Source organism: Microcella alkaliphila (assembly GCF_002355395.1).
Lineage (GTDB): Bacteria > Actinomycetota > Actinomycetes > Actinomycetales > Microbacteriaceae > Microcella > Microcella alkaliphila_A.
The window spans coordinates 2,533,078-2,548,065 of the sequence record NZ_AP017315.1 but is presented as its reverse complement, the minus strand read 5'-3'; the positions used below and the strand labels follow the sequence as shown (position 1 = coordinate 2,548,065).

At 69.1% G+C, this 14,988-nt stretch carries 12 protein-coding genes; all 12 read left to right on the top strand.

Annotated features, from left to right (window positions below):
* The first annotated feature begins 44 nt into the window (after window positions 1-44).
* Window positions 45-1,433 (top strand): cystathionine beta-synthase, encoded by a 1,389-nt coding sequence (locus tag CPY97_RS12415; RefSeq protein WP_096423098.1) that lies wholly within the window; start codon window positions 45-47, stop codon window positions 1,431-1,433.
* Between the two features lie 8 nt (window positions 1,434-1,441).
* The gene (locus CPY97_RS12410; protein ID WP_096423097.1) at window positions 1,442-2,602 is read left to right on the top strand and encodes a cystathionine gamma-synthase; all 1,161 of its coding nucleotides are present in this window, start codon (window positions 1,442-1,444) and stop codon (window positions 2,600-2,602) included.
* Window positions 2,603-2,714: 112 nt separating this feature from the next.
* A complete protein-coding gene (locus CPY97_RS12405) occupies window positions 2,715-3,749 on the top strand; it encodes a LacI family DNA-binding transcriptional regulator (RefSeq protein WP_096423096.1) in 1,035 nt (344 codons plus the stop codon).
* A gap of 193 nt (window positions 3,750-3,942) precedes the next feature.
* On the top strand, window positions 3,943-4,656 hold the full coding sequence (locus CPY97_RS12400) for an L-ribulose-5-phosphate 4-epimerase (protein ID WP_096423095.1): 714 nt from the start codon (window positions 3,943-3,945) through the stop codon (window positions 4,654-4,656).
* The gene (locus CPY97_RS12395; protein ID WP_096423094.1) at window positions 4,653-6,284 is read left to right on the top strand and encodes an FGGY-family carbohydrate kinase; all 1,632 of its coding nucleotides are present in this window, start codon (window positions 4,653-4,655) and stop codon (window positions 6,282-6,284) included. The genes CPY97_RS12400 and CPY97_RS12395 overlap by 4 nt, the downstream gene beginning before the upstream one ends.
* Before the next feature lie 3 nt (window positions 6,285-6,287).
* Window positions 6,288-7,823, top strand: a complete 1,536-nt coding sequence (araA, locus tag CPY97_RS12390) for an L-arabinose isomerase (RefSeq protein WP_096423093.1) — start codon at window positions 6,288-6,290, stop codon at window positions 7,821-7,823.
* Between the two features lie 160 nt (window positions 7,824-7,983).
* Entirely contained in the window at window positions 7,984-9,051 is a 1,068-nt protein-coding gene (gene chvE, locus CPY97_RS12385; protein ID WP_096423683.1) for a multiple monosaccharide ABC transporter substrate-binding protein, read from the top strand.
* A 112-nt stretch (window positions 9,052-9,163) separates the two neighbouring features.
* A complete protein-coding gene (mmsA, locus tag CPY97_RS12380; protein ID WP_096423681.1) occupies window positions 9,164-10,693 on the top strand; it encodes a multiple monosaccharide ABC transporter ATP-binding protein in 1,530 nt (509 codons plus the stop codon).
* Between the two features lie 71 nt (window positions 10,694-10,764).
* Window positions 10,765-11,940 (top strand): multiple monosaccharide ABC transporter permease, encoded by a 1,176-nt coding sequence (mmsB, locus tag CPY97_RS12375; protein WP_173826914.1) that lies wholly within the window; start codon window positions 10,765-10,767, stop codon window positions 11,938-11,940.
* 107 nt (window positions 11,941-12,047) lie between these two features.
* Window positions 12,048-13,466: a GH1 family beta-glucosidase gene (locus CPY97_RS12370; protein WP_096423091.1), complete on the top strand. Its 1,419-nt coding sequence runs from the start codon at window positions 12,048-12,050 to the stop codon at window positions 13,464-13,466.
* A 172-nt stretch (window positions 13,467-13,638) separates the two neighbouring features.
* Window positions 13,639-14,148 carry a hypothetical protein gene (locus CPY97_RS12365; RefSeq protein WP_096423090.1) on the top strand — a complete coding sequence of 170 codons (510 nt, stop codon included), beginning with the start codon at window positions 13,639-13,641 and terminating at the stop codon, window positions 14,146-14,148.
* A 98-nt stretch (window positions 14,149-14,246) separates the two neighbouring features.
* Window positions 14,247-14,825 carry an HhH-GPD-type base excision DNA repair protein gene (locus CPY97_RS12360; protein WP_096423089.1) on the top strand — a complete coding sequence of 193 codons (579 nt, stop codon included), beginning with the start codon at window positions 14,247-14,249 and terminating at the stop codon, window positions 14,823-14,825.
* Window positions 14,826-14,988: the final 163 nt, after the last annotated feature.

The window sequence follows — 14,988 nt, the reverse complement described above, 5'->3', positions numbered from 1 at the left end:
TGGGACGGGCCGCGTGCATCCGGGCCGCCGGTAGGCTCGTGTGCATGAAATACGCCGCCGCGATCACCGACCTGATCGGCGACACGCCCCTCCTCCGCCTCAACAGGGTCACCGAGGGAATCAGCGCCACCGTGCTCGCGAAGGTCGAGTATCTGAACCCCGGAGGGTCGTCGAAAGACCGCATCGCGACCCGCATCATCGACGCGGCCGAGCGCGAGGGGCTGTTGAAGCCCGGCGGCACGATCGTCGAGCCGACGAGCGGCAACACGGGCGTCGGCCTTGCCCTTGTCGCTCAGCAGCGCGGGTATAAGTGCGTGTTCGTGCTGCCTGACAAGGTGGGCGAAGACAAGCGCAACGTCTTGACCGCGTACGGCGCCGAGATCGTCGTGACGCCGACGGCCGTCGCACCCGACGACCCCGAGTCGTACTACTCGGTGAGCGACCGGCTCGCGCGCGAGATTCCGGGCGCCTTCAAGCCGAACCAGTACGCGAACCCCAACGGGCCGCGCAGCCACTACGAGACCACCGGCCCCGAGATCTGGCGCGACACCGAGGGCCGGGTGACGCACTTCGTCACCGGCGTCGGCACGGGCGGCACCATCACCGGCACCGGGCGCTACCTGCGCGAGATCAGCGCCGACCGCGAGGGCGGCCGCGTTCAGATCGTCGGCGTCGACCCCGTCGGCAGTGTCTACTCGGGCGGCACCGGCCGGCCCTACCTCGTCGAGGGCGTCGGCGAAGACTTCTGGCCGGGCGCCTACGACCCGTCCGTCACCGACCGCATCGTGGCCGTCAGCGACCAGGACTCGTTCGACATGACCGTGCGCCTCGCCCGCGAAGAGGGGCTGCTCGTCGGCGGTTCGTGCGGCATGGCGGCCGTCGGCGCCCTCGAGGTCGCCCGCGAGCTCGGCCCCGACGACGTGGTCGTCGTGCTGCTTCCCGACGGCGGGCGCGGCTACCTCGGCAAGATCTTCAACGACCGGTGGATGCGCGCGCACGGCTTCGCGGCGCCCGCAGGCTCGCCGACGGTGCGCGATCTGCTCGGCGAGCCGCTGCGCGCGCTCGCCCACGTGCGGCGCGAGCACACCGTCGCCGACGCGGTCGCGGCGCTCGAATCGCACGGCGGTGCGGTGACGCTGCCCGTGCTCACGGGCGAGCTGCCGCCCGTGCTCGGCGAGGTTGCGGGCTCGGTGTCGACGGCCGGGCTGTTGCGTGCGCTCGCCTCGGGCGACGTGACGCCGGGCGACCCGGTCACCGCGGCCATGGGTCCGGTGATGCCCGTCATCGGAGCCGGCGAGAGCCTCGAGAAGGCGCGCGAACGCTTCGGCGAGCGCGGCGCAGGAGGTCTTCCGCCCGAGACCCTGCTCGTGCTCGACGGGGGCAACCCGATCGGGCTCGTGACCCGCGTCGACCTGCTGCACGCGCTCGCCTGAGGACATCGATGACCACGAACGACAATCACGGATTCTCGACCCGCGCGATTCACGCGGGGCAAACCCCCGACGAGACGACGGGTGCGGTCATCCCTCCCGTGCACTTCTCGACGACGTATGCCCAAGACGGCATCGGGGGCTTGCGCAACGGCTACGAGTACGGCCGCGGCACCAACCCCACCCGCGACGCGCTGCAGCAGCAGCTCGCCGCGCTCGAGGGTGGCGCCCACGCGCTCAGCTTCGCCTCGGGGCTCGCGGCCGAAGACGCCCTGTTGCGGGCGGTGCTCGAGCCCGGCGACCACGTGCTGATGGGCGACGACGTCTACGGCGGAACCCACCGGCTCGTGCGCCGTATCTTCGGGCAGTGGGGCATCGGCCTCACCACGATGGACTTCAGCGACCTCGACGGCGTGCGCACCATGATCGGCCAGCTCGCGCCGAAGGTGCTCTGGCTCGAGACCCCATCGAACCCCCTCATGAAGGTGACCGACGTCGCGGCGCTCGCCGAGATCGCGCACGACGCGGGCATCCTCGTCGTCGTCGACAACACGTTCGCCACCCCCTACCTGCAGACCCCGCTCGCGCTCGGCGCCGACGTGGTCGTGCACTCGACGACCAAGTACCTGGGCGGCCACTCCGACGTCGTCGGTGGCGCCCTCGTCCTGAACGACGACGAGCTCGCGTCTCGCGTTGGCTTTCAGCAGTTCGCGGCCGGCGCCGTCTCCGGCCCCATGGATGCGTGGCTCACCACCCGGGGAATCAAGACGCTCGCCGTGCGCATGGACCGCCACTGCCACAACGCCCAGGCCGTCGCCGAGGCGATGGTGGGGCACGCCGGGGTCGCGCGGGTGCTCTACCCGGGGCTCGATTCGCACCCGGGGCACGCGTTGGCGGCGCGACAGATGCGTGGTTTCGGCGGCATGGTGTCGCTCGACCTCACGGGCGGAGAGGGCGCTGCGCGTCGCTTCTGCGAGAGCCTCGAGGTGTTCACGCTCGCCGAATCGCTCGGCGGTGTCGAGTCGCTCGTCAACTACCCGAGCGAGATGACGCACGCCTCGGTTCGGGGCACGGCGCTCGAGGTGCCCGCGTCGATCGTCCGGCTGTCGGTCGGCATCGAGGATGCGGCCGACCTCGTCGCCGACGTCGAGCAGGCGCTCGCGCGGCTGTAGGTCGGCGAAACACGGCCGTGCCCGCGCATCCGACCCCCGAGAAACGTTCGGGGTGCATAATGGCGCCAGCGAAATGTGAACGTACACATCTCGCGCACCCGAACGGACGACGATGACCACCGACATCACCACGGCGGAACCGGAGCGCACGCGCGCGCCCAACATCCGTGACGTGGCCCGCGTGGCCGGGGTGTCGTACCAGACCGTCTCGCGGGTACTCAACGACAGCCCCAACATTCGTCCCGAGACGCTGGCGCGGGTGCGCGCGGCCATCGACGAGTTGGGGTACCGCCCCAACCAGGCTGCACGCGCGCTCGTCACCAGTCGCTCGCGCACCATCGGGGTGCTCGCATCGCAGACGGTGCATTATGGGCCGGCCACGAGCATCCAGGCGATTGAGACGGCGGCACGCGAAGCGGGCTATCGCCTGTCGATCACGAACATCAGCTCGAGCGAGTACGCGTCGATCAAGTCGGGGCTCGACTACCTGATGTCGCAGTCGGTCGAGGCGCTCATCGTGATCGCCCCGCAGGTGCACGTGTTCGAGGCGATCACCGACCTGCAGGTGGGCGTGCCGTACGTCACCCTCGAGTCGACCGGGTCAAACGCCAAGCACTCGCTCTGGGTCGACCAGGTCACCGGCGCGCGCATGGCGACGAGGCATCTCATCGACCTCGGGCACGAAGAAATCATGCACATCTCGGGCCCGCAGGACTGGATCGAGGCCGAGGCGCGCATGCAGGGATTCCTGCGTGAGCTAGACGACGCCGACCTGCGAACGCGGGCGCCGATCCTCGGCGACTGGACGGCGCACTTCGGGTACTACGCCGGACTCGAATTGCTGCGGTACCGCGACTTCACGGCCGTGTTCTGCGGCAACGACCAGATGGCGCTCGGCTTCATCCACGCGTGCCGCGAGTCGGGGCTCGACGTGCCGGGCGACATCTCGGTGGTCGGGTTTGACGACATTCCGGAGGCAGCGCACTTCGCGCCGCCGCTGACGACGGTGCGGCAGAACTTCGCCGAGATCGGGCGGCGGTCCATCGAGCTCCTGCTCGGGGAACTGCGCGGCGACACCGACCTCAGCCACGAGCCGGTGCGGCCCGAGCTGATCGTTCGCCACTCGACGGCGGCGCGGCGCTCGTAACGCGAGGTACGCGCCCGTGCGTGCCGTGCCCACCGCGCATCCGCCCTGTTATCGAAATGTGACCGTTTCGCACGGGCGTCCCACTTGACAGATGTGACCGTTTCGTCTGTAGAGTGCACGCACGAGATGTGAACGGTCACATCGGCTTGCCACATCGCCGCCCACCCCCGTACCGCCCCGACAACGGAGTCACATGAGCCCCGCCCCCCTGAGCCCTGAGGTGCAGGTCGCCATCGCCCGCGTGCGCGAAGACGTCGCTGCCCTGCACAGCGAGCTGGTGCGGTACGGCCTTGTGGTGTGGACGGGCGGCAACGTCTCGGGTCGGGTTCCCGGCGCCGACCTCTTCGTCATCAAGCCTTCGGGCATCGACTACGACGACCTCGACCCGGCGAACATGATCCTCTGCACGCTCGACGGCGAGGTCGTGCCGAACACCCCGGGCAGCGACCGCAGCCCCTCAAGCGACACGGCGGCGCACGCCTACGTGTACCGGAACATGCCCGAAGTTGGCGGCGTCGTGCACACCCACTCGACCTACGCGACGGCGTGGGCCGCCCGCGGCGAGGCGATCCCCTGTGTCATCACGGCGATGGCCGACGAGTTCGGCGGGGAGATCCCCGTCGGCCCCTTCGCGATCATCGGCGACGACTCGATCGGCCGCGGCATCGTCGAGACGCTGACCGGCCACCGTTCGCGCGCGGTGCTCATGCAGAACCACGGCCCGTTCACGATCGGCAAGGATGCACGCGACGCGGTCAAGGCCGCCGTGATGCTCGAAGACGTCGCCCGCACCATCCACATCGCCCGCCAGCTCGGCGAGCCGCTGCCCATCGCGCCCGACGCGATCGACTCTCTCTTCGACCGCTACCAGAACGTGTACGGCCAGCCCGCCGGAGCCACCCGATGAGCGCGGACGTGATCGCCGCTGGCCGCGCGGCGCTCGGCATCGAGCTCGGCTCGACCCGCATCAAGGCCTGCCTGGTCGACGCCGACAACCCTGCCCACGTGCTCGCCACCGGCAGCCACGAGTGGGAGAACCAGCTCGTCGACGGTCTCTGGACCTACGCGCTCGAGGCCGTGCACGAGGGCCTCGCGGCCGCCTATTCCGCCCTCCTCGACGAGACCCGCGCGCGGTTCGGCACCGCGCCGACGACGCTCGCGGGCGTCGGCGTCTCGGCGATGATGCACGGCTACCTCGCGTTCGACGCCGACGGCGCGCTGCTGACGAACTTCCGCACGTGGCGCAACACGAACACAGGCCCCGCCGCCGCCGAGCTGTCGACCCTGTTCGGCACGAACATCCCGCTGCGCTGGTCGATCGCGCACCTGCACCAGGCGATCACCGACGCCGAGGCCCACGTGCCGCACATCGCCCACATCACGACGCTCGCCGGCTACGTGCACGAGCAGCTCACCGAGGCACGGATGCTCGGAGTCGGCGACGCGTCCGGCATGTTCCCGGTCTCCCGCGACTCCGCCGGTCGGCCCCAGTACGACCCGGAGCTCGTGGCCCGCTACGACGCCCTGCTGGCTGAGCGCTTCCCGGCCGCGCGCGCCGCCCTGCCGGGCCTTGGGGAGCTGCTGCCGAGCATCCGGGTGGCGGGCGAGACCGCCGGTCACCTCACCGAAGCGGGCGCTCGCCTGCTTGACCCCTCGGGCACCCTCGCCGCGGGCGCACCCGCCGCGCCGCCGGAGGGCGACGCCGGCACGGGCATGGTCGCGACGAACGCCGTCGCCCCGCGCACGGGCAACGTGAGCGTCGGCACGAGCATCTTCGCGATGGTGGTGCTCGACCGCCCGCTCGCCTCGCAGCACGCCGAGCTCGACCTCGTCACCACCCCGGCCGGCGACCCGGTCGCGATGGTGCACTGCAACAACGGCACGAGCGAGCTGAACGCCTGGGTGGGAACGTACCGCCGCTTCGCCGAGCTCGCCGGCACCCCCATCGACTCCGACGCCGCCTACGCGCTGCTGTTCGCCGAGGCCCTGGAGGGCGCGGCCGACGCCGACGGCGTGCTCGCTTACAACCAGCTGTCCGGTGAGCCCGTTGCCCACCTCGACGCCGGGCGCCCCGCCGTCGTACGCACCCCCGACAGCCGGCTGACGCTCGCCAACGTCATGCGCGCGCAGGTCTACGGCGTCTTCGCGACGCTCGCGATCGGGATGCGCGCCCTCCACTCCGAAAACGTCGCCATCGACGCGCTCTATGCACACGGCGGCATGTTCCGCACGCCGGGCGTCGCCCAGCGCTTCCTCGGCGCCGCGCTGGATGCCCCCGTCGGCGTCGCCGCGAGCGCCGCCGAGGGTGGGGCGTGGGGCATCGCCGTGCTGGCCGCGTTCACCGCGCAGCGCGGCGCAAACAGCGCCACCGGTGGCGCCTCCGACCTCGGCGCCTACCTCGACTCCGCCGTGTTCGCCGGCGCCGACGCCCACCTGACCGCCCCGCTCGCCGACGACGTCGCGGGCTTCACCGCCTACCTCGACCGCTACGAGCCGGGCCTCGCCATCGAGCGCACGGCAGCCGAGGTGATCTGACCCATGACGAGGAGTTCCGTGTCCCGCAGCATCGTTCCCGATCTCAGCACGTACGAAGTCTGGTTCCTGACCGGCAGCCAGAACCTGTACGGAGACGAGACGCTGCGGCAGGTCGCCGAGCAGTCGAAGGAGGTCGTGGCGGGCCTCGAGGCGGCCGCGAGCATCCCGGTTCGCGTGGTCTGGAAGCCGACGCTCGTCGACCCGGCGAGCATCGCGCGCGTCATGCGCGAGGCGAACGCTGCCGAGAACGTCATCGGCGTCATCACCTGGATGCACACCTTCAGCCCCGCGAAGATGTGGATCTCAGGGCTCGACCAGCTCACGAAGCCGCTGCTGCACCTGCACACGCAGGCCAACGTCGAGCTGCCGTGGGCCGACATCGACTTCGACTTCATGAACCTGAACCAGGCCGCCCACGGCGACCGCGAGTTCGGGTACATCGCCTCGCGCCTGTCGGTCGCCCGCACGACGGTCGTCGGCCACGTGTCGAACCCGGCCGTCACCGACCGCATTGGAGTGTGGGCCCGCGCCGCGGCCGGACGCCACGCCACCCAGAACCTGAAGCTCGCGCGCTTCGGCGACAACATGCGCTTCGTCGCCGTCACCGAGGGCGACAAGACCGAGGCCGAGCTGCGCTTCGGCGTGCAGGTCAACACGTGGGGTGTCACCGAGCTCGCCGACGCCGTGCACGCCGTCTCCGACAGCGACGTGGATGCTCTGGTCGCCGAATACGCGGACCTCTACGACGTCGACGCGGCCCTCCTACCGGGCGGCGACCGGGCCGACTCGCTGCGCTATGGCGCAGCGATCGAGTTGGGCCTGCGCTCGTTCCTGGAGGCCGGCGACTTCGGCGCCTTCACGACGAGCTTCGAAGACCTCGGAAGCTTGCGCCAGCTGCCCGGCCTCGCCGTACAGCGCCTCATGGCCGACGGCTACGGCTTCGGGGCGGAGGGCGACTGGAAGACCGCCGTGATGGTGCGTGCCGCGGCCGTCATGGGCGCGGGTCTTCCCGGCGGCGCGAGCCTCATGGAGGACTACACCTACCACCTGGTCCCCGGTGAGGAATTGATTCTCGGAGCGCACATGCTCGAGGTCAGCCCGTCGCTGACGAGCCAGAAGCCGCGCCTTGAGGTGCACCCGCTCGGCATCGGCGGCAAGGAAGACCCGGTGCGCCTCGTCTTCACCGCCGACGCCGGCCCCGCCGTCGTCTGCGCGCTGAGCGACATGCGCGATCGCTTCCGCCTCGTCGCGAACGTCGTCGAGAACGTCGAACTGCCGGCCCCCATGCCGAAGCTGCCCGTCGGGCACGCGGTCTGGAAGCCCGCGCCCGACTTCGCCACCTCGGCCGCCGCATGGCTCACGGCGGGGGCCGCCCACCACACCGTCATGTCGACCCAGATCGGCGTCGACGTGCTGCGCGACTTCGCTGCGATGAGCGGCGTCGAACTGCTGGTGATCGACCACGACACGACGCTGCCCGCCTTCGAGCAGCAGCTGCGGTCGAACGCGGCGTACTACCGACTGGCGCAGGGGTTGTAAATATACCGCCCCGAGCATCCACAAGCTTCCCGGGTTTCCCCGGGATCCGTCCGAGCCTCTCAGCGATGAGAGACGCGGTCGACTGCACCACCCCCATTCCCACTCGAAAGGACACACAGTGAAGAAGAGGACTCTTCTCTCGATCGTGGCCGCCGGCGCGATGACCCTCGGTCTCGGCGCCTGCGCCGCGGACGCTGGCGGCGACGGCGAGGGCGGCCTCATCGGCGTTGCCATGCCGACCCGCTCGTCGGAGCGCTGGATCGCCGACGGAAACGCCGTTCAGGCCGAGCTGGAGGCCGCGGGCTACCGCGTCGACCTGCAGTACGCCGAAGACGACATCCCCACCCAGGTCAACCAGATTGAGAACATGATCACCCAGGGCGCCGAGGCCCTGATCATCGCCTCGATCGACGGCACGACCCTCACTCAGGTTCTGCAGGACGCGGCCGACGCGGGAATCCCCGTCATCGCGTACGACCGACTGATCCGCGACAGCGAGAACGTCGACTACTACGCCACGTTCGACAACTTCCTCGTCGGCCAGCAGCAGGCCTGGACCCTTCTGCACGGCCTGGGGCTCACCGACCTCGAGGGCAACCCCGTCGACGGCGCCCCCGAGGGTCCGTTCAACATCGAGCTGTTCGCCGGCTCGCTCGACGACAACAACGCGTTCTTCTTCTGGGATGGCGCGATGGATGTCCTCCAGCCGCTGATCGACGACGGCACGCTCGTCGTTCGCTCGGGCCAGACGAGTATCGAGCAGGCCGCCACGCTGCGCTGGGACGGCCAGGTCGCCCAGAGCCGCATGGAGAACCTCCTGACGGCGAACTACTCGGACGGCACCACGGTTGACGCCGTGCTCTCGCCGTACGACGGCCTGAGCCGCGGCATCATCTCGGCCCTGACCGACGCTGGCTACACCGTGGGCAGCGACTTCCCGATCATCTCGGGTCAGGACGCGGAGCTCGACTCGGTGCGCGCCATCCTCGCGGGTGAGCAGCACGCGACGATCTTCAAGGACACCCGTGAGCTGGCGAAGGTTGCCGCGGGCATGGCGCAGGCCCTGCTCGAGGGCGGCGAGCCGCAGATCAACGACACCGAGACGTACGACAACGGCGTGAAGATCGTGTCGTCGTTCCTGCTCGCCCCGGTGCCCGTGATCGCCGACAACGTGCAGTCGGCTCTGATCGACACCGGCTACTGGACGGCGGAGGACGTCGGCCTGTAACAGGTCGACACCTCTGACCGATTCGGTCGCCACATCGGCCGGTGGTGGGGTTATGCTCCCCACCACCGGCCACCCCCAGAACAACGACGTACGAAAGGGATCGGGTACTGACGTGACCCAGAACATCCTCGAGATGCGCGGCATCACGAAGACCTTCCCGGGTGTGAAGGCCCTGTCTGACGTGACCCTGCAGGTGCAGCGCGGCGAAGTCCACGCGATCTGCGGCGAGAACGGCGCGGGCAAGTCCACCCTCATGAAGGTGCTCTCGGGCGTGTACCCGCACGGCACCTACGACGGTGAGATCGTCTTCGAAAATGAGACGGTCGAGTTCTCCGACATCCGCGACAGCGAGTCGAAGGGCATCGTCATCATTCACCAGGAGCTGGCCCTCAGCCAGTACTTGTCGATCGCCGAGAACATCTTCCTCGGCAACGAGGTCAAGGGACCCTTCGGCCTCATCGACTGGAACAAGACGAACTTCGAGGCCGCGAAGCTTCTCGCCCGCGTGGGCTTGAGCGAAAAGCCGACCACGAAGGTCATGGACATCGGTGTCGGCAAGCAGCAACTGGTCGAGATCGCGAAGGCGCTGTCGAAGGAAGTGAAGCTTCTCATCCTCGACGAGCCGACCGCCGCGCTCAACGACGCCGACTCCGACCACCTGCTCGACCTGATCCTGCACCTGAAGCAACAGGGCATCACGTCGATCATCATCAGCCACAAGCTCAACGAGATTCGCAAGATCGCCGACAACGTCACCGTCATCCGCGACGGCAAGACGATCGAGACGATCACCCGCACCGAGGTCAGCGAAGACCGCATCATTAAGGGGATGGTCGGCCGCGACCTCGAGCACCGGTACCCCGACCACACGTCGCACATCGGTGAGGAGGTCCTGCGCGTCGAGAACTGGACGGCACACCACCCGCAGGACAACCAGCGCGTCATCGTCGACAACGTGTCGATCACCGCCAATGCGGGCGAGATCGTCGGCATCGCGGGCCTCATGGGCGCCGGTCGCACCGAGTTCGCGATGAGCCTGTTCGGGCGCGCGTACGGCTCGCGCATCTCCGGCACGGTCTACAAGCGCGGTAAAGAGATCAAGGTGCGCTCTGTCGCCGAGGCGATCCAGAACGGGCTCGCCTACGCGACAGAGGACCGCAAGACGTACGGCCTCAACCTCATCGAAGACGTGAAGCGCAACATCTCCGTCGCCTCGCTCGACAAGCTCGTGACGATGGGCCTCGTGAACGACAACGAGGAGTACCGCATCGCGAACGAGTACAAGAAGTCGATGAACATCAAGACGCCGAGCGTCATGAATAAGACCGGCCAGCTATCGGGCGGCAACCAGCAGAAGGTTGTTCTGTCGAAGTGGATCCAGTCGGACCCCGATGTGCTCATCCTCGATGAGCCCACCCGCGGCATCGACGTCGGGGCGAAGTACGAGATCTACACGATCATCAACCGCCTCGCCGACGAGGGGAAGGCGATCATCGTCATCTCCTCCGAGCTGCCCGAGCTGCTCGGTATCTGCGATCGCATTTACACCCTGTCCGAAGGTCGCATCACCGGCGAGCTGCCGACCGAAGACGCCACCCCTGAAGCTCTGCTCAAGCTCATGACCCTGGAGAAGCAGCGATAATGACCAGCCAGACCACGAACCCCGCTCCGCTCGGGCCCGCTGACACCGGCCGCCAGAACAAGATCACGGCGATGCTGTCGCACGCCGCGGCCGACCTCGGCAAGAACGGCATCTTCCTGGCCCTGCTCGCCGTCGTTGTGTTCTTCTCGATCACGACCAACGGCATCCTGCTGCGACCGCAGAACATCTCGAACCTGATCGTGCAGAACGGGTACATCCTCGTCCTTGCGATCGGCATGGTGCTCGTGATCGTCGCCGGTCACATCGACCTCTCTGTCGGGTCGGTCGCGGCCTTCATCGGCGCCGTGTCCGGAGTCTTTGCGGTCACCTGGGGCCTGCCATGGTGGCTCGCGATCATCCTCTCGCTCGCCGTCGGCGCGCTCGTCGGCGCGTGGCAGGGCTTCTGGATCGCCTACGTCGGCATACCCGCGTTCATCGTGACCTTGGCGGGCATGCTGATCTTCCGCGGGCTCGCGCTCATCACCCTCGGTAACTCGAACATCGGCTCGTTCCCGCAGGAGTACCGCAACCTCGGCAACGGCTTCATCAACTTCCCCGTGCAGGTGGGGGGACAACTGATCGATCCGGTGACCATGGCCATCGGAGCGGTCGCGATCATCGCGCTCGTCGTGCAGCAGCTGCGCACCCGCGCGGGACGCATGAAGTACGGCCAGGACGTCGAGCCCATGCCGTGGTTCGTCGGCAAGCTCGCGCTGTTCGTCGTTGGTATCGGCGCCGTGACGCTCGCGCTCAGCTCGTTCAAGGGCATCCCGGTGACCCTGGTCGTGCTCGCGGCCCTCGTGCTCACCTACACGGTGGTCGCGAACCGCACGACGTTCGGTCGTCACATCTACGCGATCGGTGGCAACCGTCGCGCGGCCGAGCTGTCGGGCATCAAGACCCGCTGGGTCGACTTCTACCTGTTCGTCAACATGGGCGTGCTCGCCGCGCTCGCCGGTCTTATCTTCACCGCCCGTCTGAACCTCGCGGGCCCGAAGGCCGGTGAGGGTTTCGAGCTCGAGGCCATTTCGGCGGCGTTCATCGGCGGTGCCGCAGTGCAAGGCGGCATCGGCACGGTCACCGGTGCGATCATCGGAGGCTTCATCATCGGTGTGCTGAACAACGGCATGTCGATCATGGGCATCGGCATCGAGTGGCAGCAGGCGGTGAAGGGACTCGTGCTCCTCCTGGCGGTCGCCTTCGACGTCTACAACAAGAACCGGGCCGGGGTGCGCACCCGCCGGTAAGAATTCCGAGAACCCGGATGCGCGCATCCGGCCCATAAGGGAAACGAGCGTCACGACGGCCCCGCGGATCCACCGCTGCGGGGCCGTCGCGCGTCTAGGCTCGAGGCATGGACGACGACTACCGCGGCAGCGGACTCACCTTCCCCGACGGCTTCCTCTTCGGCTCGGCAACGGCCAGCTACCAGATCGAGGGGGCGGCGACCGAGGATGGGCGAGGAGCGTCGATCTGGGACACCTTCAGCCGCCAGCCGGGCGCCGTGCTGCACGGCCACACCGGCGACGTCGCCTGCGACCACTACCACCGCCTCGACGACGACCTCGACCTCATGAAGTCGCTGGGACTTCAGGCGTACCGGTTCTCGATCGCGTGGCCGCGCATCCAGGCCGACGGAACGGGGCCCGCGAACCCGAAGGGCGTCGCGTTCTACAACCGCCTCGTCGACGGGCTGCTCGCGCGCGGCATCACGCCCATTGCGACGCTCTACCACTGGGACCTGCCGCAGGCGCTCGAAGACCAGGGCGGATGGACGGCCCGCGACACCGCGCTGCGCTTCGGCGACTACGCGCACCACATGGGCGAGGCGCTCGGCGACCGGGTCGCCGTGTGGACGACGCTCAACGAGCCGTGGTGCAGCGCCTACCTTGGCTACGGCGCCGGAGTGCATGCCCCCGGGGTGACCGACCGGCTCGCGACGCTGCGCGCCGTGCACCACCTGAACCTCGCGCACGGTCTCGGCATTCAGGCGTTGCGGGCGAGCGTCACGAAGCCCGACGTGCAGTACTCGGCGACCCTCAACCCGCAGGTCGCGCGCGGCGTCGACGACACGTCGGCCGAAGCAATTCGGCGCATCGACGCGCTCGGCAACCGCGCCTTCACCGGCCCAATGCTGCGGGGCGAGTACCCCGCCGACCTGCTCGCCGACACCGCGTCGATCACCGACTGGTCGTTCGTCGAACCGGGCGACCTCGAGCAGATCCACCAGCCGCTCGACGTGCTCGGCGTCAACTACTACTCGACCATGCGGGTGCGACTGTGGAACGGGGTCGGCGAGCGCTCGTCAGCCGACGGGCACGGGGAGTCGCGCGGCACCGCCTGGCCAGGCGCAGCCGAAGAGATCGAGTTTCTGCCGACCGACGGACCGCACACTGACATGGGGTGGAACATCGACCCCGCCGCGTTCGAAGACCTGCTCGTCGAGCTGCACGAGTCGTACGGGCTGCCGCTCATGATCACCGAGAACGGGGCGGCGTTCCCCGACGTCGCCGACGAGTCGGAGCGGGTGCGCGACGCCGACCGCATCGACTATTTGCGCCAGCACCTCACCGCCGTGCACCGCGCGATGGGTCGGGGCGCCGACATCGTCGGCTACCAGGTGTGGAGCCTCATGGACAACTACGAGTGGGCCTACGGCTACACGAAGCGCTTCGGCATCGTGCGTGTCAACTACGAGACGCTCGAGCGCACGCCGAAAGACTCGGCGCACTGGTACGCGCAGCTGATCCGCGAGCGGGCGATCCCGGCGTAGGGGGTTTGCGGGCCGCTCTACTCAATACCGCGCGTTTGGTGCAACACCGAGCGTTCGAACGTGCGGTGTTGCACCATTTGGCCAGTGTTGCGGCCCGCGCGGCGGCTGCGGCGGCGCCCCACCTGTGGGCGGCCGCCCCGGTGACCCGCGCGCCTTCGGCAAGCTGGAGGGCATGGCTCGCGAGACGGTGCTGACGGTTCCTCTCTCCACGCCCGTTCGCGCCCTCTACGTGGGGGTGATGCTCGCCGCTGTCGCGTTCTTCCTCACTCTCGGGCTGACGGCAGCCGTGGACCCGGCGACGTCCGCGGCTCGCACGGTCGGGCCGCTGATTGCCGCAGTGGGCGCGGTCGTCGCCGCCGTCGTCTTCTGGCGGGCCGGGGCGGTCGTCGCCCTCGACGGGGAGTCAGTGCGCCTCGCGCTGCGCCCGCTGTGGCGGCGGCGCATCCCCCTCGGCGAGATTCGGGATGCGCGCCCCGCCGCCATTAGGGAGCTTCCGCGCGAGTGGGGTGCCGTGGGTGCGGCCGACTCGGAGCGAGGCACCGTCGTCGGCATCGGAGGCCTGACCACGGCGGTGCGGGTCGACCTGCACGATGGACGCAGCTACTCGGTCACCACCCGCGACGCCGCGGATGCCGAGCGTGCGGCGACCGCTGTGCGCGGAGCGGCGGGCCTCGACGACTGACGGCCCTGCGCCGCACGGCGCGGGGCGCGCACGAGGCGCGGTCCGCGCGGGCTGGATGCGCGCATCCGGTTTGCAGGGATACTCGCGAGAATGGGGGCATGGCTCTGAACATCACGGGGGATGCCCGCGCCGACCAACTGCTCACCGATGACCCGTTCGCTCTGCTCGTCGGCATGTTGCTCGACCAGCAGGTCACGATGGAGACCGCGTTCGCGGGCCCTGCGAAGATCGCCGACCGGATGGGCTCGCTCACGCCGGCCGCCGTCGCGGCTGCCGACCCGGAGGAGTTCGTCGAGGTGTTTCGGCAGACTCCGGCGGTGCACCGGTTCCCCGGTTCGATGGCGGGCCGGGTGCAGGCGCTCGCCGAGGTGGTGCGCGACGAGTGGGGCGGCGACGCGGCCGCGATCTGGACCGCGCCTACCGACGACGGTCACGCGCCGACGGGGGTCGACGTGCTGCGCCGGCTGAAGGGGTTGCCCGGCTTCGGCGAGCAGAAGGCGAAGATCTTCCTCGCGCTGCTGGGCAAGCAGTGCGGACTCGAGGCCGACGGCTGGCGCGAGGCCGCCGGCGACTACGGGGTCGAGGGGTCGCACCGATCGGTCGCCGACATCGTCGACGCCGACTCGCTCGCCCGCGTGCGCGAGGCCAAGAAGGCCGCGAAGGCCAAGGCGAAGTAGACCACTCGAATCGATTCGACACAGGGGCCGCCGCAGGCGTAGGCTGGCCTCGCTCGAGTGCGGAGGCCGGGGGTTGTGAACGGCGATCCGTCCCGCCCGCGCGAGTAGAGCATCCGCCCGCCGTGGCGAGCGCGGATGCTGCCCGATCCACCACCGCATCTCG

Coding starts and splice junctions, on each gene's coding strand:
- CPY97_RS12415 (WP_096423098.1), top strand. CDS start 45: ATGAAATACGCCGCCGCGATCACCGACCTGATCGGCGACACGCCCCTC.
- CPY97_RS12410 (WP_096423097.1), top strand. CDS start 1,442: ATGACCACGAACGACAATCACGGATTCTCGACCCGCGCGATTCACGCG.
- CPY97_RS12405 (WP_096423096.1), top strand. CDS start 2,715: ATGACCACCGACATCACCACGGCGGAACCGGAGCGCACGCGCGCGCCC.
- CPY97_RS12400 (WP_096423095.1), top strand. CDS start 3,943: ATGAGCCCCGCCCCCCTGAGCCCTGAGGTGCAGGTCGCCATCGCCCGC.
- CPY97_RS12395 (WP_096423094.1), top strand. CDS start 4,653: ATGAGCGCGGACGTGATCGCCGCTGGCCGCGCGGCGCTCGGCATCGAG.
- araA (WP_096423093.1), top strand. CDS start 6,288: ATGACGAGGAGTTCCGTGTCCCGCAGCATCGTTCCCGATCTCAGCACG.
- chvE (WP_096423683.1), top strand. CDS start 7,984: ATGACCCTCGGTCTCGGCGCCTGCGCCGCGGACGCTGGCGGCGACGGC.
- mmsB (WP_173826914.1), top strand. CDS start 10,765: ATGCTGTCGCACGCCGCGGCCGACCTCGGCAAGAACGGCATCTTCCTG.
- CPY97_RS12370 (WP_096423091.1), top strand. CDS start 12,048: ATGGACGACGACTACCGCGGCAGCGGACTCACCTTCCCCGACGGCTTC.
- CPY97_RS12365 (WP_096423090.1), top strand. CDS start 13,639: ATGGCTCGCGAGACGGTGCTGACGGTTCCTCTCTCCACGCCCGTTCGC.
- CPY97_RS12360 (WP_096423089.1), top strand. CDS start 14,247: ATGGCTCTGAACATCACGGGGGATGCCCGCGCCGACCAACTGCTCACC.